The 18,937-nt window shown below is 64.6% G+C and carries 17 protein-coding genes; 8 read left to right on the top strand and 9 right to left on the bottom strand.

What is annotated here, in order from left to right:
- Window positions 1-10 precede the first annotated feature (10 nt).
- Together AC1DYL_RS17345 and AC1DYL_RS17340 are read right to left on the bottom strand one after the other, a co-directional pair.
- Window positions 11-571, bottom strand: coding sequence for an STM3941 family protein (locus tag AC1DYL_RS17345; protein WP_477174129.1), 561 nt, complete (start codon window positions 569-571; stop codon window positions 11-13).
- Window positions 572-638: 67 nt separating this feature from the next.
- Complete coding sequence (locus AC1DYL_RS17340; RefSeq protein WP_477174128.1) at window positions 639-1,556, bottom strand: sugar kinase; 918 nt, start codon at window positions 1,554-1,556, stop codon at window positions 639-641.
- A 183-nt stretch (window positions 1,557-1,739) separates the two neighbouring features.
- On the opposite strand from AC1DYL_RS17340, the gene AC1DYL_RS17335 reads away from it, so the two are divergent.
- Window positions 1,740-3,218, top strand: coding sequence for a mannitol dehydrogenase family protein (locus AC1DYL_RS17335; RefSeq protein ID WP_477174127.1), 1,479 nt, complete (start codon window positions 1,740-1,742; stop codon window positions 3,216-3,218).
- A 185-nt stretch (window positions 3,219-3,403) separates the two neighbouring features.
- Here AC1DYL_RS17335 and AC1DYL_RS17330 read toward each other — a convergent pair whose 3' ends face one another.
- The 7 genes from AC1DYL_RS17330 to ppk2 all read right to left on the bottom strand — a co-directional run bounded on the left by AC1DYL_RS17330 (window position 3,404) and on the right by ppk2 (window position 11,131).
- Window positions 3,404-4,561 carry an iron-containing alcohol dehydrogenase gene (locus AC1DYL_RS17330; RefSeq protein ID WP_477174126.1) on the bottom strand — a complete coding sequence of 386 codons (1,158 nt, stop codon included), beginning with the start codon at window positions 4,559-4,561 and terminating at the stop codon, window positions 3,404-3,406.
- Between the two features lie 51 nt (window positions 4,562-4,612).
- Window positions 4,613-4,876, bottom strand: coding sequence for a hypothetical protein (locus AC1DYL_RS17325; protein WP_477174125.1), 264 nt, complete (start codon window positions 4,874-4,876; stop codon window positions 4,613-4,615).
- Between the two features lie 3 nt (window positions 4,877-4,879).
- Complete coding sequence (locus AC1DYL_RS17320; protein WP_477174124.1) at window positions 4,880-6,262, bottom strand: aldehyde dehydrogenase family protein; 1,383 nt, start codon at window positions 6,260-6,262, stop codon at window positions 4,880-4,882.
- Between the two features lie 29 nt (window positions 6,263-6,291).
- Window positions 6,292-7,656, bottom strand: coding sequence for a glutamine synthetase family protein (locus AC1DYL_RS17315; RefSeq protein WP_477174123.1), 1,365 nt, complete (start codon window positions 7,654-7,656; stop codon window positions 6,292-6,294).
- A 75-nt stretch (window positions 7,657-7,731) separates the two neighbouring features.
- Window positions 7,732-9,303 carry an amino acid permease gene (locus AC1DYL_RS17310; RefSeq protein WP_477150613.1) on the bottom strand — a complete coding sequence of 524 codons (1,572 nt, stop codon included), beginning with the start codon at window positions 9,301-9,303 and terminating at the stop codon, window positions 7,732-7,734.
- 21 nt (window positions 9,304-9,324) lie between these two features.
- Window positions 9,325-10,146: an N-formylglutamate amidohydrolase gene (locus AC1DYL_RS17305; RefSeq protein WP_477174122.1), complete on the bottom strand. Its 822-nt coding sequence runs from the start codon at window positions 10,144-10,146 to the stop codon at window positions 9,325-9,327.
- 127 nt (window positions 10,147-10,273) lie between these two features.
- Complete coding sequence (gene ppk2, locus AC1DYL_RS17300; protein WP_477174121.1) at window positions 10,274-11,131, bottom strand: polyphosphate kinase 2; 858 nt, start codon at window positions 11,129-11,131, stop codon at window positions 10,274-10,276.
- A gap of 101 nt (window positions 11,132-11,232) precedes the next feature.
- On the opposite strand from ppk2, the gene AC1DYL_RS17295 reads away from it, so the two are divergent.
- From AC1DYL_RS17295 to phoB, 7 genes are all read left to right on the top strand, one after another.
- Window positions 11,233-12,513 (top strand): ATP-binding protein, encoded by a 1,281-nt coding sequence (locus tag AC1DYL_RS17295; protein WP_477150610.1) that lies wholly within the window; start codon window positions 11,233-11,235, stop codon window positions 12,511-12,513.
- Window positions 12,514-12,721: 208 nt separating this feature from the next.
- Window positions 12,722-13,744 carry a PstS family phosphate ABC transporter substrate-binding protein gene (locus AC1DYL_RS17290; RefSeq protein ID WP_477157843.1) on the top strand — a complete coding sequence of 341 codons (1,023 nt, stop codon included), beginning with the start codon at window positions 12,722-12,724 and terminating at the stop codon, window positions 13,742-13,744.
- Between the two features lie 85 nt (window positions 13,745-13,829).
- A complete protein-coding gene (pstC, locus tag AC1DYL_RS17285) occupies window positions 13,830-15,299 on the top strand; it encodes a phosphate ABC transporter permease subunit PstC (protein WP_477174120.1) in 1,470 nt (489 codons plus the stop codon).
- Window positions 15,296-16,615 (top strand): phosphate ABC transporter permease PstA, encoded by a 1,320-nt coding sequence (gene pstA / locus AC1DYL_RS17280; RefSeq protein ID WP_477150608.1) that lies wholly within the window; start codon window positions 15,296-15,298, stop codon window positions 16,613-16,615. The genes pstC and pstA overlap by 4 nt, the downstream gene beginning before the upstream one ends.
- 22 nt (window positions 16,616-16,637) lie before the next feature.
- Complete coding sequence (gene pstB / locus AC1DYL_RS17275; protein ID WP_477174119.1) at window positions 16,638-17,447, top strand: phosphate ABC transporter ATP-binding protein PstB; 810 nt, start codon at window positions 16,638-16,640, stop codon at window positions 17,445-17,447.
- A 20-nt stretch (window positions 17,448-17,467) separates the two neighbouring features.
- Entirely contained in the window at window positions 17,468-18,163 is a 696-nt protein-coding gene (gene phoU, locus AC1DYL_RS17270) for a phosphate signaling complex protein PhoU (RefSeq protein WP_477150606.1), read from the top strand.
- Between the two features lie 9 nt (window positions 18,164-18,172).
- Window positions 18,173-18,874, top strand: coding sequence for a phosphate regulon transcriptional regulator PhoB (gene phoB, locus AC1DYL_RS17265; RefSeq protein ID WP_055047977.1), 702 nt, complete (start codon window positions 18,173-18,175; stop codon window positions 18,872-18,874).
- Window positions 18,875-18,937 lie beyond the last annotated feature (63 nt).

Genomic DNA, 18,937 nt, shown 5'->3' with positions numbered 1-18,937 from the left:
GGCAGCCATACTACGCTGCGGGCGTGGCTACCTCGGTACGTTCGGCCGGTCCCAACTGGTGAAAGTAGGCCTCGACAAGCGTCGAAAGCTCGTCGTGCGTGGTCAAAGTTCCCACGGCCGAGACGACCAAAGTGTTGGGCTTGAAGCCGGACATGCCGCCAAGCACTCGCACAATCGGGGCACGCTTTATTGCCACATTGATCATAGGATCGAGCGTCAGTTCGATCCCGCGATGTCTATTGAAGCGCCACTCGTTGACGGCGAGAATGCCGCTCCAGGGCACGAGATCGGGGCTGATGATGGGGACCTTGAGGCCCTGCGGGGACAGCGTGATGGCAGGCCCTCGCTCCGTGAGCAGTCGGGCAATACCCAGCAAGGCAAAGCTGCCAAAGCCAATGGCACCCACCAGGCCCCCAACGATCATCTTGCCCGATTTGGAAAACTCGGGAGCCGCCAGGATCATCCACACGCCGAGTGCCGTGAGCGCGAGACAACCTGTCACGGCATAGAAGATCACCGTGCGATCCGGCCCAATCTCGTGAACTTTGGACGTATCAACGACCTTGCGCATCTCGGGGTCCTCGAATGGTCAGGGACGACACGGAACTATCCTATCGGAAGGGTGCTTGAAGGAACCCCTAAACCCCCCGCACCAACTCCGGCGCCACCAACGCGCCCTTGTGGCCGATCACCACGCCGGCCACCCGGTGCGCCCGTTCCGCCGCCTCCACCGGCGATAGTCCCCGCGCCCGTCCGCTCAGATACCCGCCATTGAACGAGTCCCCCGCGCCGGTCGCGTCCACCACCTTCTCGGCCTTGGGCGCCGCCACATACTGGCGCACTCCATCGGCCGTCGCGACGAAGGCTGGCTTCGAGCCGTCCTTGGCCACGACTTCGCGCGCCCCGAGCGCCAGATAGCGCTCAGCCGTCGCCTCGGGCGATGCATCGCCGAACAGCGGCGCCTCGTCCGTATGCGTCGGCAGCACGATGTCGGCGATGGCCGCCGCCGCCGTGAGGGTCGAGGCCATGATCTTCGGCGAGGTCCACAGCGCCGGTCTGAGGTTCGTATCGAACACCACCGTCGCCCCGGCGTCCCGCGCCTTGACGATCGTGTGCATCAGCTTGCCCCGCGCCCGCGGCGCGAGGATCGCCATCGAGATCCCCGAGAAATACACCGTCTCGGCGCCCACCACCGCCGCTTCCAGCGCCTCGACATCATCCGCGAGCAGCTTCGCTGCCGATTGCCCGCGCCAATAGGTGAAGTGCCGGTCGCCCTTTTCCTGGTGAATCAAGTAGAGCCCCGGACGCCGCCCAGCGATTGTCTGGATCCGCCCGGTTCCGATCCCGGCCTTGTCGATGAACGTCCGCATCTCAGCCGAATACATGTCGTCGCCGAGCGCCGTCACATAGTCGACCTCCCAGCCCTCCGGCAGCAGCGCCTTGGCGTACCAGGCGGTGTTCAGCGTGTCGCCGGCATAGCCGAGGCGGTACATGCCCTCCTCGCCGCCCGACATCTCGATCATCGCCTCGCCGATGCTCACGAACCGCTTCGTCACGCTCATTTCCCCTCAACTGCCCGATGCTTATGCCGGGGATATTTCGCCCACGCAACCGCCTGGTATGGCAGTCTCGGACGAGCTTCGGTATGGAGAGGGCACCCTTTTGATCCTCCCCCGCGKGGCGGGGGAGGGGGACCGGCGAAGCCGGTGGAGGGGCCGCGATCTTCAGGGGGACTCCACATGCCACGCCTATCCATGTCCGAACTCCATTCAGACACGCTTCATCTCCGTGGCATTCCCGCGATCAAATACGACAGGTCCGCTGTCACACCCGGCATCGTCCACCTCGGCATCGGCGCCTTCCACCGCGCTCACATGGCCGCCTATGTCGATGATCTGCTGGCGCAAAACCCCAGCTGGGGCATCATCGGCGCCTCGCTCCGCCGCCCCGATACCCGCGACGCGCTGCAGCCGCAGGATTTCCTCTACACCCTCGCCATCCGCGACGCCTCGGGCACCAAGCCGCGCATCATCGGCTCCATCCTCGATGTGCTCGATGCCAACACCCAGCGGGCGCAACTCATTGAAACCATGGCGGATCCGGCGATCCGCATCGTCTCGCTCACCGTCACCGAGAAGGGCTATTGCCACGATCCCTCGACCGGCGAGCTCGACGAAACCCACCCCGACATCGTCCACGACCTGGCCCATCCGGATGCCCCCGTCAGCGCCCCCGGCATCATCGCTGCGGCGCTCGAGTTGCGCCACAAGCGCGGACTTGTCCCCTTCACCGTCATGAGCTGCGATAATCTGCCCTCGAACGGCAAGACCGCCGGCCGCATCGTGCGCCGGTTCGCCGAATTGAGAGGGGTGGGTACGGAGTTTACGAATTACGTCCAAACCGTAAGTTTCCCGTCGACCATGATCGATCGGATCGTGCCGGCCACCACCGACGCCGACCGCGATATCGTCGCTGAAATCACCGGCCTCGACGACGCCTGGCCGATCATGACCGAGCCCTTCACCCAGTGGGTGATCGAGGACGATTTCCCCGCCGGCCGCCCGCCCTTCGAAACCGTCGGCGCGGAACTGGTCGAAGACGTCGAGCCGTTCGAGCTGATGAAGCTGAGGATGCTCAACGGCAGCCACTCGACCATGGCCTATCTCGGCTATCTATCAGGCTACCAATACGTCAACGAAGCCATCGCCGACGCCGGAATTCATAAGCTTGTTCATGGGCTTATGACCGAAGAAGCAATGCCGACCCTGCCCATGCCCCGCGCCATGCTCGAAGCCTATCGCGACCAGCTGCTCGCCCGTTTTGCCAACCCCGCCCTCAAGCACCGCACCTGGCAGATCGCCATGGACGGCACCCAGAAACTCCCCCAGCGCCTCCTCGGCACCATCCGCGACCGCCTCAAGGCTGCGCAGCCGTTCCCTCGCCTCGCGCTGGGCGTCGCCGCCTGGATGCGTTACGTCACCGGCATCGACGAAGCCGGCCAACTCATTGATGTCAAAGACCCATTGGCCACCAGACTACGCGCCATAGCCGATGCGGCAGGGCGTGATCCGACAAAGCTGGCGAACGGCCTCGTCGCCGTCCAGGAAGTCTTCGGCAACGACCTCCCCGCCGTCGCAGTGTTCCGCGACGTCGTCACCAACCATTTGAAATCGCTACTGGAAAACGGCGCGGTCGAGACAGTGCGGCGGGTCGGCTAGCCTTCCCCTCACCGGCCGTCATCCCGGCGAAAGCCGGGACCCACTGCTCGGAAAGTACGGTACGCAAGAACCCATCCGGTCCTTCACCGCAAGGTCGGAGAGGCCAACGCGAGTTGATCAGTCCGCGCACTGGGTCCCGGCTTCCGCCGGGATGACGGCCGGTGGGAAGGAAAGCCCTGAGCTCCCTAAACCCGCCCGTCCATCGCCCGATCAAAAATCTCCAGCGCCAGCTTTTTCGTCAGCTCCACCGGATTGCCTCCCGCCGTCGGGTCGACGATCGCCATATCCGCGATTAACTCCCGCTTCGTCCCGTCCACCTTGAAGTCCCGCAACGTATTGGGAACATTGAGCTTCGAGCGAAGCCCGTTGATCGCCCTGAGGAAGGAGTCGAAGTTCGGCTGCATCCCGCAATACGCCGCGAGCCGCGCGATCTTCGCCTCGATCGCGTCGCGGTTGGCCGCCAGCACATAGGGCATGAACACCGCGTTGGTCATGCCATGGTGCGTGTCATACAGCGCCCCCACAGGGTGGCTGAGCGAATGGATGGCGCCGAGCCCCTTCTGGAACGCCGTGGCGCCCATCGCCGCGGCACTCATCAGGTGGCCGCGCGCCTCGATATCGTTGGGGTTGTCTACCACCTTGGGCAGGTTCTCGAGCGCCAGCCGCACCCCCTCTACCGCAATGCCGTCGGCCAGCGGATGATACCCCTTGGCGCAATAGGCCTCGAGGCAGTGCGCCAGCGCATCGAACCCGGTCCCGACGGTGATGAAGGCCGGCATGCCGACCGTAAGCTCCGGATCGGCAATGACAATCTTCGGCATCATCAGCGGATGGAAGATCACCTTCTTGGTGTGCGTCGTCTCGTCGGTGATCACCCCGGCGCGGCCCACTTCCGAGCCAGTGCCCGCCGTCGTCGGCACGGCGACGATCGGGAAAATCCCCTTCGGGTCGGCGCGGGTCCACCAGTCGCCGATATCCTCGAAGTCCCACATCGGCCGGGTCTGCCCGGCCATGAAGGCGATCACCTTGCCGACATCCAGCCCCGAGCCGCCGCCGAACGCGATCACCCCGTCATGCCCGCCCTTGCGCAGCACCTCGATGCCGGCGTTCACGTTGGCCGAGATCGGATTGGGCTTCACATCGGCGAATACGCCCACCTCGAAGCCGGCTTCCTTCAGCAATTTCAACGTGTTCTGCGTCACCGGCAAATTCACCAGCCCCGCATCGGTCACCAGCAACGGCCGCGCAATCCCCGCCGCCTTCAGCGCCTCGGGCAGCTCCGCAATACGCCCCGCGCCGAAGCGGACTGCGGTCGGGTAGTTCCAGTTGGCCTTGGTCGTCATCTCGTCATCTCCCGATGCCCAGTTTCCACCGGGTGAATATTGCGAAGGCGGCTATGATCGCTTTTGCGCACCAACGAGCTCGCCGAGCCGCTGCCATGCTTCCGCGGTGTCCGCAGGTCGCAACTGCGGCTGCGCAGCAAATGCCAGTTCGAACAGCCGCTCGTCGATCTCCGCCAGCACGAGTCCGGCGCCGCGTCGAACTGAGCGGGCTTCGTCCTCATCCAATCGCCCGCTCAGGTCGCCGACGGCTAGCCCGAGCAGGGAGGATGCCTCAAGCCCAGCCCGGATTAGCTGCTTCGCGTCGTCCTCGGTCACCAGTCACACCACCTTCAAATGATAAGACTTCGGCTGCGTCAGGTTCGCATAGCCGATCTCGCTCAGGGCGCCGCCCTTGCCGGTTTCCTTGACCCCGGTCCACACCAGCGCCGGGTCGAGATAGTCGCAGCGGTTGGCGAACACCGTGCCGGTCTCCACCTTGCTCCCGATCTTCGCCGCCGCTTCGAGGTCCTCCGTCCAGATCGAGGCCGTCAGCCCGTACGGGCTATCGTTCATCAGCTCGATTGCCTCGGCATCGTCGCGCACCTTCATGATGCCGACCACCGGCCCGAAGCTTTCCTCGCGCATCACAGCCATCTGGTGGTTGACGTTGGTCAGCACCTCCGGCGCGAGGTAGGGCGAGCTTTCCTCGTCGAGGTCGTGCTTGGAATTGAGGTGCGCCTTGGCGCCCTTGCGCAGCGCCTCCAGGGTCTGCCCGCGCACCAGGTCGGCGAAGCGCGGCGTCGCCATCGGCCCGACCATGGTGTCGGCATCGAGCGGGTTACCCAGCGTCCAACCCCTGGCGTTCTCGACGAAATCCTTGACGAACCGGTCATAGACCCCGGCGTGGACATAGATCCGCTCCACCCCGCAGCAGCTCTGCCCGGAGTTGAAGAACGACCCGTCGACGAGGTTCTCCACCGCGTGCGTCAGGTTGGCGTCCTCCCGCACATAGGCCGGGTCTTTGCCGCCCAGTTCCAGCCCCAGCGTCGCGAACGTCCCGGCCGCCGCCCGCTCGATCCGGCGCCCACCTTCCACCGAGCCGGTGAAGTTGACGTGGTCGATCTTGCCCGAGCCGATCAGCTTTTCGGTATCGGCGTGGTTCAGCACCAGGTTCTGGAACAACCCGTCCGGCATCCCCGCCGCCGCAAATGCCTCGGCGAACCGCTCGCCCACCAGCAGCGTCTGCGACGCGTGCTTGAGGATCACCGCGTTCCCCGCCATCAGCGCCGGCACGATCGTGTTGACCGCCGTGAGGTACGGATAGTTCCACGGCGCGATCACCATCACCGTGCCCAGCGGCTCCCGCGAAATCCAGCGCTGGAACCCCGGCTTGTCCGGCCGCATCGAGGGTTTTAGGCTCTCCTCGGCAATGCCGATCATATGGCGCGATCGCTCCTCGACACCGCGCTTCTCGCCGCCATAGCGCACCGGCCGGCCCATCTGCCAGGCCAGCTCCGGCACGATCTCGTCGTTCTTGCCGAGCAGCGCATCGAGGAAGTGCTCGAGGAACTTCACCCGCTCCTTGACCGTCACCTCGCCCCAGACCTCGCGCGCCCGCCGGGTCTTTGCCACCGCCGTATCGATCTCGGCGCCCGTGGCCACCTTCCGCTCGGCATAAACCCGCCCGTCAATGGGCGAGACGATCTGGACCCTGTCGGTCATCTGTCACCTGTGTCGTTGTGCCCGGAGTTCTAGCTGCGCTCGAACCCGCGCTTCAACTCCCAATCGGTGACCCGGCGGTCGTATTCGAACTGCTCCCAGTTGCCGGTATGCACATAGTGGCCGATCACCGGCTCGCCGAACGCTTCGCGCAGCATCTTCGAGTTCTGCATCGCGGCGATCGCGTCGCGCAGCGTCTTGTGCACCTCGCGCAGCTTCTCGCCCACGTAGGCATCGCCGGTGAAGGCCGGCTCCAGCGTCAGCTTGTCCTCGACCCCCTTCAGCCCCGCCGCGATCAGCGCCGCATAGGCGAGATAGGGGTTGAGGTCGGCCCCGCCGATCCGGCACTCGACGCGCACGCCTTTGGTGTTCTCGCCGCATAGCCGGAACCCGGCCGTGCGGTTGTCGGATGACCAGATCGCCTTGGTCGGCGCGAACGTCCCGACCTGGAAGCGCTTGTAGGAGTTGATGTAGGGCGCGAGGAAATAGGTGATGTCGCCCGCGTAGGTCAGCAGCCCCTGCATGAAATGCTTCATCAGCTCGGACATGCCGAGCCCGTCCTTGCTATCGATGAAGGCGTTCTTGCCGCCCTTGGCGAGGCTCATGTGGATGTGGCTCGATGAGCCCGCGAGACCGAAATCCCACTTCGCCATGAAGGTCACGGCCTTGCCCTGGAAGTGGGCGATCTCCTTGATGGCGTTCTTCATCACCACATGCCGGTCCGCCATGGTCAGCGCGTCGGCATACTTGACGTTGATCTCTTCCTGGCCCGGGCCCCACTCGCCCTTCGAGTTCTCCACCGGGATGCCGGAGGCCTGCAATTGCTTGCGCACCGCGCGCATCACCCCCTCTTCCTTGGTGGTCTGGAAGATGTGGTAGTCCTCGATGTAGTAGCCGGCGGTGGTGAGGTTCTTGTAGCCCTTGTCCCAGGCCGACCTGAACCCTTCGTCGAACAGGTAGAACTCCAGCTCCGAGGCGAAATTCGCCGTCAGACCGAGCTTTTCCAGCCGCTTGAGCTGCGCCTTCAGGATGGCGCGCGGCGAGTGCGGGATCGGTTCGTGATGATGGTGGTCGACGAGGTCGGCGAGGATGATCGCCGTGCCCTCCAGCCAGGCCGCCTTCATCAGCGTCGTGATATCCGGCTTCATGACGAAATCGCCATAGCCCTTGGCCCAGTTCGCCGCCTCGTAGCCGGGCACCGGCTCCATATCCATGTCGTTGGCCAGCAAATAGTCGCAGCCATGCGTCTCGTCGATGGCGCCCTCGAGGAAGAACTCGGCCTGGAACCGCTTGCCGATCAGCCGGCCCTGCATGTCGGGAAACGCCACCAGCACGGTGTCGATGGTGCCGGCTTTCACGTCGGCCTTCAGTTGATCAAGCGTATAGGCGCTGGCCATGTGGAAACTCCCGGCACGCGTTGTTGTGGTTTTGGGAGGCCGCGGGCACCAGACCCGCGGCCCCTGTCTTCTCGATTATTCGGCCGGCGCCGCGTCGCTGGCCGTGCCGTTGCCCTCGCCGAACTTGGCCTCGATCGCCGCGATCTCGGCCTGGCGCTGCTTGATCGCATCACCGATCGGCGGCCCCTTGAAGCGCTTGTTCTCGAACGCGAACCAGAGGATCGCCGCGAGGACGAGGAAGGCCAGCGTGATCCACAGCACGTTGCCGTTCGGCGGCTGCACCGCGATGAACACGATGAGGATCATCCCCAGCACCGACAGCACGGCGAACAGCTTGTAGAGCCCGATCCCCATGTCCCAGGGGCCCATCTTCGGCCATTTGTCCGTCCCGATGGCGAAGAAGCCGAGCGCGATCGGCACCGTGAACGACAGGAACAGGAAGATCAGCGTGGCGTTGACCACGATGGTGTAGATGTTGGTCCCGCCGATCGACACAGTCTGCGCCATCCACACGAACAGGATCTCGAGGATGGCGCCGGTCCAGATCGCCGCCACCGGCGTCCGGAACCGCTTGCTCACCGAGGCGAGCGTCTTCGAGCCAACCGGCAAGCCGCCGTCACGCGAGAAGGCGTAGATCATGCGCGATGTAGACGTCACCGTCGCCAGGCCGCACAGCAGCTGGGCGATGAGGATCAACAGGTAGAGGATGTTGACCAGCCAGCCCGGCATGATTGCCGTCATCGTGGCAAAGAACACGCTCCAGCCCTGCGACGCCCCGACCGCCAGGTCAGGGATGGCAATGACGATGGCGCTCAGCAGCACCCAGCCGGCGAGCGAGGAAATCACCACCGACTGGACGATTGCCTTCGGTACCGACCGCGAGGCCTGCACCGTCTCTTCCGACGTGTGCGCCGAAGCGTCATAACCGGTGATGGTGTAGATCGGCAGCAGCAGGCAGAGCGCGAACAGGTAGATCATGTTGTCGCTCTGCGGGAACACGTTGCCGCCCGCTTCACCGGAGTAGTTGGTGAAGGTCCACAGCCGGGTGAAATCGTGGCTCGGCGCAAAGATCAGCAGCAAGACGATCAGTGCGGCGGTGGTGCCGAGGATGATATAGCCCGAGACGTCCGTCAGCTTGGCGGTCAGCCCGATCCCCAGGTGGTTGATCAGCGCCTGCACCACAGTGATGCCGGCAACCAGCAGTACGATCTGTTCCGGCGTCCCGGTGATCCCGAACCACGAGCCGAAGGTCCCCACGAAGAAGAACGCCGTGCCGATATTGATGGCGCCCATCACGGTGATGAGGCCCAACAGGTTCAGCCACGCTGTAACCCAGCCGGTGAAGCGGTTCCCCAGGATCGAGCCCCAGTGATACAGCCCGCCGGCCGTGGGATAGGCCGATGCGATCTGTGCCATGGCGAGCGCGAAGAAGCCCGAAACGCAGCAGCCGACGATCCAGCCGATGCCCGCGCCGGCACCGCCGATCGAAGACGTCGCCTGCGCAAACGAGTTGATGCCGCCAGACAGGATGCAGATGATCGAGAACGAGATCGCGAAGTTCGAGAACCCGCTCATGCGTCGTGATAGCTCCTGGGCGTAGCCCATGGAGTGGAGGACTTTTACGTCCTCATGGTGTTCGGTCGACATGCTAACCCCTTCCTATTGCCCTCATGCCCTCATGGAATGGTCGTCGCGGTGTGCCGGCGCCCCGCCACGCGCCCCAAGCGCGGCGGTGAGGCACCGGGCCAGCCGGGCGGCCCACAGGCTCACCCCTTCTGGTTCGAGAATTTCGTCGTGCCGGATCTCGATCATCGTCGCTTCGAGCCCGCGCCCGTCGCCGTGATGTTCCAGCGTGTAGGTGACGCCGTTGAGGGCCGAGTAAGGCTGGTTCCAGCCAATATTCAGCCCCGCCTCGTCATCGGCCAGTGCATCGCGCAGCGCCGCCGTGAAGCGCTCGTCGCGTGCATGGATCAGCCCGATCGGCCATGGCCGCGGCACGTCCTTGTAGACCGGCGTGAACGAGTGGACGGTGACCAGCAGCGTCTCGATGCCGGCGGCGCGGCGCGTCTCCAGCACCGACTCGAGGGCATCGTGAAATGGCGCATGGAAGGCGCCGATCCGCTCCGCCCGCTCGTTGTCGCCGATGCCCTTGTTGCCGGGGATGTCGGTGCGCTCCGAAACCACCGGGATCAGGTCGGGCGCGTCGTGATCGCGGTTGCAGTCGATCACCAGCCGGCTGACGGTCGAGGCGACGAGCGGCGCGTCCAGCAGTTCCGACAGCTCCAGCGCCACGGCGAATGCGCCGGGGTCCCACGCCACATGCATCAGCCGCTGGTGCGGTGTCAGGCCGAGATCACCGTAGCGGTCGGGAAAGCGGTTTGAGGCGTGATCACAGGCCAGCACGAAGGGTGCTCGCCCCTCGGCGTTGAATACCAGCACTGGCGGAATGACGCTTGCCTCGTGGCGCGCGTCGGCCTCATGGCCCACCATACTGACCCCTGTAGGGCGTGTCGGGCACCAGGCCCATCGCCCTTGCTGTTCGATCCGCGCGAGGCCCTCCCGCGCCGATCGTTAACAGTCAGTTGACGGGTTTTTGACCGTCTGGTCAATCCACTCGCTACATCTCGCTGTGGGTCTTCATGAAGCGGGCCGCATCGAGCACGATCTTGTCGTCGATCGCCCCGATCAGGCTCTCGTCCTTGCCCTCGTAGTCGAGGCTGTGCAGCACCGAGCGGATGATCGCGAGCTGCCCGCGCTTCTTGTCGTTGTTGAACACGATGTGCCAGGGCGCATGCTCGGTCTCGCTCGCCTCCAGCATGCGGTTGCGCGCGTTGGTGTAGTCGTCGAAGCGCTTGAGCGCCTCGATGTCCACGGGGCTTAGCTTCCAGATCTTCAACGGGTCATGCCGCCGATCATGAAACCGCTTGAGCTGCATTTCCCGCCCGATCGTCAGCCAGAATTTGTGCAGGTGGATGCCCTCGCGGACCAGCATCCTCTCGAAGGCCGGCACTTCGTGGAGGAACTTCTGCGTCTCCTCCGGGGTGCAGAACCCCATCACCGGCTCCACACCCGCCCGGTTGTACCAACTGCGGTCGAACAACACCTGCTCTCCAGCCGCCGGCAGCCAGTCGACATAGCGTTGGAAATACCACTGGGTCCGTTCGCGATCGGACGGCTTGGGCAGTGCCACGTCGATATTGAAGCGCGGATTGAGGTTTTCGAGGTACGCCGAGATGGCGCCGCCTTTGCCAGCCGCGTCCCGTCCTTCGAACAGAATGACGATCCGCTTGCCGGTCTTTTGCTGGTCGTGCTGCAGCAGGGCCAGTTGGCGCTGCACCTGCAGCATTTCCGCCTCGAACTGGTCGGAATCCATCTTCTCGTCATACGGAAAACCGCCGGACCCGAGCGCCTTCTTCTTGATCGAACGCGGCAGTACCGGGTCCTCCAGGTCGAAGCCTTCAATTGTATCGGACATGAACGAACTCCGGGACCTGTCATGACGGTGTCACAACCGTGCTATGAACACCCCCATCTGGCAAGCCGGGGAGAATCGTTCCGGCGCCGAAGGAAGTCTCGATGGCTGATGAAGCGCAGCGCGGAGTGACCGGTTCGAACTGGATCGAGACGATCAGGTCTCGTCTTTACGGTCGCCTGCTGATGCTGCTCGCCATGGGGCTGGTGTTCATGACGCTGGCCGGTCTCAACGTCCTCGATCCCTGGATCGGCATCATCGCCTACGCCGTCATCGTCGCCGTCGCTGCCCTCGTTCCCGAAACCAGCGAGTCCACGGTCGGCGTCGTCCCCGGCGCCAACACCAGCGAGCTGGCCTTTGCCGACGCCGTCCGCCATTTCGCCGATGCGCTTCCCGACCCCTCGATCGTCATCGATCGCCGCAGTGTGATCGTCCATATCAACCCGCACGCGATGCGGCACTTCCCCGGCGTCGTCGCCGGCAGCCCGATCGCCTTCACGCTGCGCTTCCCCCAGTTGCTTTCGGCCATCGAGGCGGCGCGGCTTGGCCCTGCCCAGACCATCGAGTTGCACCAGACCGTCCCCACCGAGACCTGGTACAAAGCGACCGTCGCACCGCTGGCGCCTGGTGATCTGCTCAATGACGGCGTGCTCGTCATCACCCTGCAAAGCCTCACCGAGTCCAAGCGCCTCGACTCGCTGCGCACCGATTTCATCGCCAATGCCAGCCACGAACTGCGCACCCCGTTGACTTCGCTCGTCGGCTTCATCGATACGCTGCTCGGCCCTGCCGCCAACGACAAGGAAGCCCGCGAGCGCTTCCTCGGCCTGATGCGCGGCCAGGCAGCCCGCATGGCCAAGCTGATCGAGGACCTGCTGTCGCTGAGCCGCATCGAGATGCGCCAGCACATGCGTCCCACTACGCCGATCGAACTGGGCACCCTGTTGCGCGAAGTCGCCGAAGGCCTGCACAAGCTGGCCGAGGATTCCAGCACCACGATCAACGTCCAGGTCCCCAATGAGCCAGTGGTCATCAGCGGCGATCGCGACGAGCTGTACGAGGTGTTCGAGAACCTCATCGACAACGCCATCAAGTATGGCGCCGACGGCGACACCATCGACATCACGCTGTCCGCAGACGCCGGCCGGCGCGGTTTCGATGCCATGGTCTCGGTGGTCGATCACGGCATCGGCGTCGCCGCCGAGCACGTGCCGCGCCTGACCGAGCGCTTCTACCGCGTCGACGCCGACAGTAGCCGCAAGAAGAAGGGCACGGGCCTCGGCCTCGCCATCGTCAAGCACATCGTGACGCGCCATCACGGCCTGCTCTCGATCAAGAGCCAGCCGGGGCAGGGGACCCGCGTGGAAGTCCTTCTCCGAAAATGACAATAGCGGCCGTTTCCACAGGGAATACGTCGATCTGCGCCGAATAGCTATTACGGATCAGGTGCTTAACCTGTCACAGAAATGCAATCCGATTGTCATAAAACGTTGGGGCAACACCCCTAGGTTCCGCCCTTGCAGACAGGGCGGCCGGAGGAACCGGGCCGTCGACGGGCCTGATGGGCCAATCCTTCCGAAAGGGAACAACATCATGAAGATTGCAGTTTTCGCGAGCGCCGCGGTTATCGCGCTTGCCGCCGGCGCAGGTGCCGCAGCGGCGCGCGACCAGATTCAGGTCGCCGGTTCGTCCACCGTTCTCCCCTATGCCAAGATCGTCGCCGAGTCGTTCGGGGAGGCCTTCCCCGACTTCAAGACGCCGGTCGTTGAGTCCGGTGGTTCGGGCGCCGGCATCAAGCAGTTCTGCGAAGGCGTCGGCGAAGACAAGATCGACATCGCGAACTCGTCGCGTCCGATCAAGGCCGAAGAGCTCGAGACCTGCAAGGCCAACGGCGTCGCCGACGTCGAGGAAGTCAAGATCGGCTACGACGGCATCGTGTTCGCCACCGACATCGCCGGCCCGGATTTCGCCATCCAGCCCGTCGACATCTACAAGGCCCTCGCCGCCCAGGTCGTGGTTGACGGCAAGCTCGTCGACAACCCCTACACCAAGTGGTCCGAAGTGAACGCCGCGTTCCCCGAGTGGGATATCGCTGCCTACATCCCGGGCGAAAAGCACGGCACCCGCGAAGTGTTCGAGACCAAGCTCCTCGCCGCTGGCTGTGACAAGGACGCGCTGGCCGCTGCCGGCGTCGCCGAGGCCGACGTCGCCAAGGCCTGCATCGCCATCCGCAAGGACGGCAAGGCCGTGGACATCGACGGCGACTACACCGAGACCCTGGCTCGCATCGACTCGAACAAGACCGGTCTGGGCGTGTTCGGCCTGTCGTTCTACGAGAACAATGCCGACAAGCTGAAGGTCGCGACCGTCGGCGGGATCGTCCCCTCGACCGCCACCATCGCTGACGGCACCTACCCGGTCTCGCGTCCGCTGTTCTTCTACGTCAAGAAGGCACACATCGGCGTCATCCCGGGCCTCAAGGAATATGTCGACTTCTTCATCTCGGACGACATGATCGGGCCGGACTCGCCGCTCGCTCAGTACGGCCTCGTCGCGGCTCCCGATGCCGAGCGCGAAGAAATCCGCGCCAAGTTCGAAGCCGGTACGGCTCTCTAAGTGACTATCGGCGCGGGGCCCTCTGCCCCGCGCCTTCTCCCGCCTCCGGGCGGTCTGTTTTCGGGGCAAGTGAGGTAAGGTATCGATGTCTGCCGGCTGGGTTGTCGCCATCGTTCTGGCTATTGGTGCCGTCTCCTATTTCTTCGCCGCTCAGCGCGCCCGCGTGCAGCGCGACGGCACGGATCGGGCCAAGGAAGTTCCCCATTCCCTGCCGACCTATCACGGCTGGCTCGCCTTCATCTTCGCGGTCGTTCCGGCGCTGCTCGTCTTCCTCGCTGTGAGCTCGGTTTCCTCCGGCCTGCTCGAGAGCCGTATCCGCACCGAAGTCGCGACCCACGTTCCGGATCCTGCCGCTGCCAGCCTCCAGATCGGCATCGTCCACAACACCGCCAACGCGCTGGGCCGGCTTGGCCTCGCGGGCGAAAATGTGCCGACCTCCTATGCTGCCCTGCGCGACATGGCCTCCTCGGCCGGCATCACCATGGCCGATAGTGGCGAGGACTACATGGTCTCGCTCGCGGCCGGCGTGAATGCCGATGCCGGCGTCCACAAGCTCCTCGGCCAAGGCCTGACGCTGCTGATCTCGCTCGCCGGCGCCGCCTTCGCCTACTCCCGCATCCGGCTGCGCCTCAGGGCCCGCAACGAGGTCGAGCGGGTTGTGCTCTGGTCCCTGCTCGGCGCCTCCACGGTCGCCATCCTCACCACCGTCGGCATCATCCTGTCGATGCTGGGCGAGACCATTCACTTCTTCTCCGACATCAATCCGCTGACCTTCTTCTTCGGCACCGTCTGGGACCCGCGCTTCGCTGCGGCCGGCTCGGGCGGCGCGGAAGGCCAGTTCGGCCTCATCCCGCTGCTGATGGGCACGCTCTACATTGCGCTCGTCTCGATGCTGTTCGCCGTCCCCGTGGGCCTCATGGCCGCCGTCTACATGGGCGAATATGCCTCGAACCGGGTCCGCTCGACGGTCAAGCCGCTGCTCGAACTGCTCGCCGGCATCCCCACCATCGTCTACGGCATCTTCGCCGTCGTCACCCTCGGGCCCTTCTTCCGCGATCTCTCGATGGCGCTCTCCGGTGGCTTCGCCTTCATCCAGGCCCAGTCGGTGTTCACCGCCGGCCTCGTCATGGGTGTGATGCTGATCCCGGTGGTCTCTTCGCTCTCCGACGACGTGATCACCGCCGTCCCCCGCGCCATGCGTGATGGCTCGCTCGCGCTCGGCGCCACCCGGTCCGAGACCATCCGCAAGGTGATCCTTCCCGCAGCGCTCCCTGGCATCGTCGGCGCACTGCTGCTCACGGCCTCGCGTGCCATCGGCGAAACCATGATCGTGGTGCTTGCCGCAGGTGTGGCCGCCCGCATCAACTTCAACCCGTTCGAGGCGATGACCACCATCACGGTCAAGATCGTCAACCAGCTCACCGGCGATCTCGAGTTCAACTCACCGCAGACCCTGGTCGCCTTCGCGCTGGGCCTCACCCTCTTCGCCGTCACCCTCGGCATGAATGTCTATGCGCTCTATATCGTGCGCAAGTACCGGGAGCAGTATGAATGACCGACGCTGCCTTGCCCCGCGCAAGCCTTGAGGCTGCCACCACGTCACGCCGTGATTTCGGCCTGAAGCGCCGCCACGCCGCCGAGTTCCGCTTCCGTCTCTACGGCATCCTCGCGATCGTCATCGGCCTAGGGTTCCTCGCGATCCTGCTCTTCTCGATCTTTAGCAAGGGCTACACGGCCTTCGTCCAGACCACGATCACCGTGCCGGTGGAGTTCACGGCGTCGATCATCGACAAGAACGACAAGCGCGCCACCGATCCCAAGGTCCTGGTCTCGGCAAACTATCCCGTTATCGCCCGCAACGCCGTGGCCAAGGCCCTAGGCGTCTCCCTCGACGACAAGGCGGCGATGCGTCAGATCGCCGAGTTCGTCTCGGAAGGCTCGCGCGCCAATCTGCGCGAAGTCGTCATGGCCGATCCTTCGGTCGTCGGCACCACTCGCAGCGTTGCGCTGCTGGCCGCCGCCGATATCGACAGCGCCAACAAGGGCCAGATCGATCTCAATGTTCCCGAGGCCAAGCGCAAGGTTTCCGACCAGCAGGTCGCCTGGCTCAACCAGCTCAAGCAGCAGGGCGCCATCTCGACCCCCTTCAACTGGGGCCTGCTCACCTTCGGCGCCTCCAGCCGCCCGGAGACATCCGGCCTCAGCGTGGCGCTGATCGGCTCGCTCTACATGATGCTGATCGTGCTCTGCTGCGCGCTCCCCATCGGCGTTGCCGCCTCGATCTATCTCGAGGAATTCGCCAAGAAGAACCGCTTCACCGATTTCATCGAGGTGAACATCAACAACCTCGCGGCCGTGCCCTCGATCGTCTTCGGCCTCCTCGGTCTCGCGGTGTTCATCAACTTCTTCGGCCTGCCGCGTTCGGCGCCGATCGTCGGTGGCCTCGTCCTCACCCTGATGACGCTCCCCACCATCATCATCGCCACCCGCGCCGCGCTCCGCTCGGTGCCGCCTTCGATCCGCTCCGCCGCCCTCGGCATCGGCGCATCGAAGATGCAGATGGTGTTCGATCACGTGCTGCCGCTCGCCACTCCGGGCATCCTCACCGGCACCATCATCGGCCTGGCTCGTGCGCTCGGCGAAACCGCGCCGCTGCTGCTCATCGGCATGGTCGCCTTCGTCGCCGACAGCCCGACCACACCGCTCGATCCTGCCACGGCCCTGCCGGTGCAGATCTACATGTGGGCCAACGAAGCCGAGCGCGCCTTTGTCGAGCGCACCTCGGGCGCCATCATCGTCCTGCTCGTCTTCCTCGCCCTGATGAACCTTGCCGCCATTCTCCTCCGCCGCCGCTTCGAGCGCCGCTGGTAACCCCCCGACCTGGATGACCGACATGTCCCTCGAATCCGTTGCGACTACCGCCGCCCCCGTCTCGCGCCCCAACGCCCCGCCCAAGATGACGGGCGAGGATGTCTGCGTGTTCTACGGAGCCAAGCAGGCCCTGTTCGACGTCAACCTGAAGATCGAGCAGTTCAACGTCACCTCGCTGATCGGCCCCTCGGGTTGCGGCAAGTCGACGTTCCTGCGCTCGCTCAACCGCATGAACGACACCATCGATGGCTGCCGCGTCACCGGCAAGATCAACCTCGACGATGACGATATCTACGATCCGTCGATCGACGTGGTCGAACTGCGTGCCCGCGTCGGCATGGTGTTCCAGAAGCCCAATCCGTTCCCCAAGTCGATCTACGAGAATGTCGCCTACGGCCCCAAGATCCACGGCCTCGCCCGCAACAAGGGCGACCTCGACGAGATCGTGCACTCGTCGCTCCGCCGCGCCGGCCTCTGGAACGAAGTAAAGGATCGCCTGCAGGAGCCGGGCACCGGCCTTTCCGGTGGCCAGCAGCAGCGCCTCTGCATTGCCCGCGCCATCGCCACCAAGCCTGAAGTGCTGCTGATGGATGAGCCCTGCTCGGCCCTCGATCCGATCGCCACCGCGGTCATTGAAGAGCTCATTGACGAACTGCGTGAGAACTTCACCATCGTCATCGTCACCCACTCCATGCAGCAGGCCGCCCGCGTCAGCCAGAAGACCGCGTTCTTCCACCTCGGTAAGCTTATCGAGGAAGGCAAGACCGAGGACATCTTCACCAATCCGCGCAACAAGCAGACGCAGGACTACATCACCGGCCGTATCGGCTGATCGCAGAGGAATTCGAGAGAATGGCATCGCTCAACGAGCACATCGTCTCCTCCTACGAGGATGAACTCACCAACCTCAACAAGTCCATTTCCGAGATGGGCGGCATGGTCGAGCAGGCCATCACCGAGGCCGCCGTCGCGCTGCTGAAGCTCGACCACAAGCAGGCCCAGGACGTGCGCCTGTTCGACAAGAAGATCGACGAGATGCAGCAGAACATCAACGACGCTGCCGTCTCGATCATCGCCCGTCGCCAGCCGATGGCCGCCGACCTCCGCATGGTCGTCACCGCTATCCAGGTCGCCAACGATCTCGAGCGCACTGGCGATATGGCCAAGCAGTTGGCCAAGCGCGCCATGCAGATCGAAGCACTCGGCCTCGCGCCGAAATTCTACAACGGCGTCAAGCACATGAAAGAGCTGGTCGCCCGCCAGCTGAAGAGCGCCATCGATGCCTATCTTAGCCGCGACTCTGCCGCGGCCGTCGAAGTGTGCAATCGCGACGACGAGGTCGACGCGATGTACAACTCGCTGTTCCGCGAACTCCTCACCTACATGATGGAAGACCCGCGCAACATCACGCAGTGCACGCATCTGCTGTTCTGCACCAAGAGCCTCGAACGCGTCGGCGACCACGCCACCAACATCGCCGAAGCCGCGTACTACCTCGAAACCGGTCGCCATCTCGGCGCCGAGGAACAGCAGCGCCAGCAGCGCTAGGGTGATCCGATGTCCGCTACCATCCTGATCGTCGAGGACGAAGCCGATCTGGCCGTCCTGCTGCGCTACAACCTCGAGGCCGAAGGCTTCCGGGTCGCCACGGCCGCCTCGGGCGACGAGGCGGTGGAGCGCATCCGTGACGGCGTCCCCGACCTGATCCTGCTCGACTGGATGCTGCCGGGCCTCAGCGGCATCGAACTCTGCCGCCGCTGGCGTTCCCGCGAGGAAACGGCGCGCACCCCGATCATCATGATCACCGCGCGCGGCGAGGAAGAAGAACGCGTCCGCGGCCTCGCCACCGGCGCCGACGATTACGTCGTAAAACCCTTCTCGATCCCCGAGCTCCTCGCCCGCATCAACGCGCTGCTCCGCCGCTCCAGCCCGCAGCTGGTCACCGCCGTGCTGAAGGCCGGCGACCTCGAGCTCGACCGCACCAGCCACCGCGTCCGCCGCGGTGGCCGTGAAGTGCACCTCGGCCCCACCGAGTACCGCCTGCTCGAATACCTGATGCGCCACCCCGGCCGGGTCTATTCCCGCGAGCAATTGCTCGACGGCGTCTGGGGCAACGACGTCTATGTCGACGAACGTACCGTCGACGTCCACGTCGGCCGCCTCCGCAAAGCCATCAACCGCCACCGCGACGCCGACCCCATCCGCACCGTCCGCGGCGCCGGCTACGCCTTCGACGAACGCTTCGCCGCCGTAAGCTGAGATCTCTCCCTGATCCTCCCCCGCGTGGCGGGAGAGCGGGACCATGCAAAGCATGGTGGAGGG

It is taken from the genome of Devosia sp. P1_H9, assembly GCF_056405135.1.
Note: the sequence above shows the minus strand (reverse complement) of the source record. Positions and strands in the feature narration are given on the sequence as shown.

What these genes read in the sequence shown, in the direction of transcription:
- AC1DYL_RS17345 (WP_477174129.1), bottom strand. Translation starts at nt 571, where the DNA reads ATGCGCAAGGTCGTTGATACGTCCAAAGTTCACGAGATTGGGCCGGAT.
- AC1DYL_RS17335 (WP_477174127.1), top strand. Translation starts at nt 1,740, where the DNA reads ATGCCACGCCTATCCATGTCCGAACTCCATTCAGACACGCTTCATCTC.
- AC1DYL_RS17330 (WP_477174126.1), bottom strand. Translation starts at nt 4,561, where the DNA reads ATGACGACCAAGGCCAACTGGAACTACCCGACCGCAGTCCGCTTCGGC.
- AC1DYL_RS17320 (WP_477174124.1), bottom strand. Translation starts at nt 6,262, where the DNA reads ATGACCGACAGGGTCCAGATCGTCTCGCCCATTGACGGGCGGGTTTAT.
- AC1DYL_RS17315 (WP_477174123.1), bottom strand. Translation starts at nt 7,656, where the DNA reads ATGGCCAGCGCCTATACGCTTGATCAACTGAAGGCCGACGTGAAAGCC.
- AC1DYL_RS17310 (WP_477150613.1), bottom strand. Translation starts at nt 9,303, where the DNA reads ATGTCGACCGAACACCATGAGGACGTAAAAGTCCTCCACTCCATGGGC.
- AC1DYL_RS17305 (WP_477174122.1), bottom strand. Translation starts at nt 10,146, where the DNA reads ATGGTGGGCCATGAGGCCGACGCGCGCCACGAGGCAAGCGTCATTCCG.
- ppk2 (WP_477174121.1), bottom strand. Translation starts at nt 11,131, where the DNA reads ATGTCCGATACAATTGAAGGCTTCGACCTGGAGGACCCGGTACTGCCG.
- AC1DYL_RS17295 (WP_477150610.1), top strand. Translation starts at nt 11,233, where the DNA reads ATGGCTGATGAAGCGCAGCGCGGAGTGACCGGTTCGAACTGGATCGAG.
- AC1DYL_RS17290 (WP_477157843.1), top strand. Translation starts at nt 12,722, where the DNA reads ATGAAGATTGCAGTTTTCGCGAGCGCCGCGGTTATCGCGCTTGCCGCC.
- pstC (WP_477174120.1), top strand. Translation starts at nt 13,830, where the DNA reads ATGTCTGCCGGCTGGGTTGTCGCCATCGTTCTGGCTATTGGTGCCGTC.
- pstA (WP_477150608.1), top strand. Translation starts at nt 15,296, where the DNA reads ATGACCGACGCTGCCTTGCCCCGCGCAAGCCTTGAGGCTGCCACCACG.
- pstB (WP_477174119.1), top strand. Translation starts at nt 16,638, where the DNA reads ATGTCCCTCGAATCCGTTGCGACTACCGCCGCCCCCGTCTCGCGCCCC.
- phoU (WP_477150606.1), top strand. Translation starts at nt 17,468, where the DNA reads ATGGCATCGCTCAACGAGCACATCGTCTCCTCCTACGAGGATGAACTC.
- phoB (WP_055047977.1), top strand. Translation starts at nt 18,173, where the DNA reads ATGTCCGCTACCATCCTGATCGTCGAGGACGAAGCCGATCTGGCCGTC.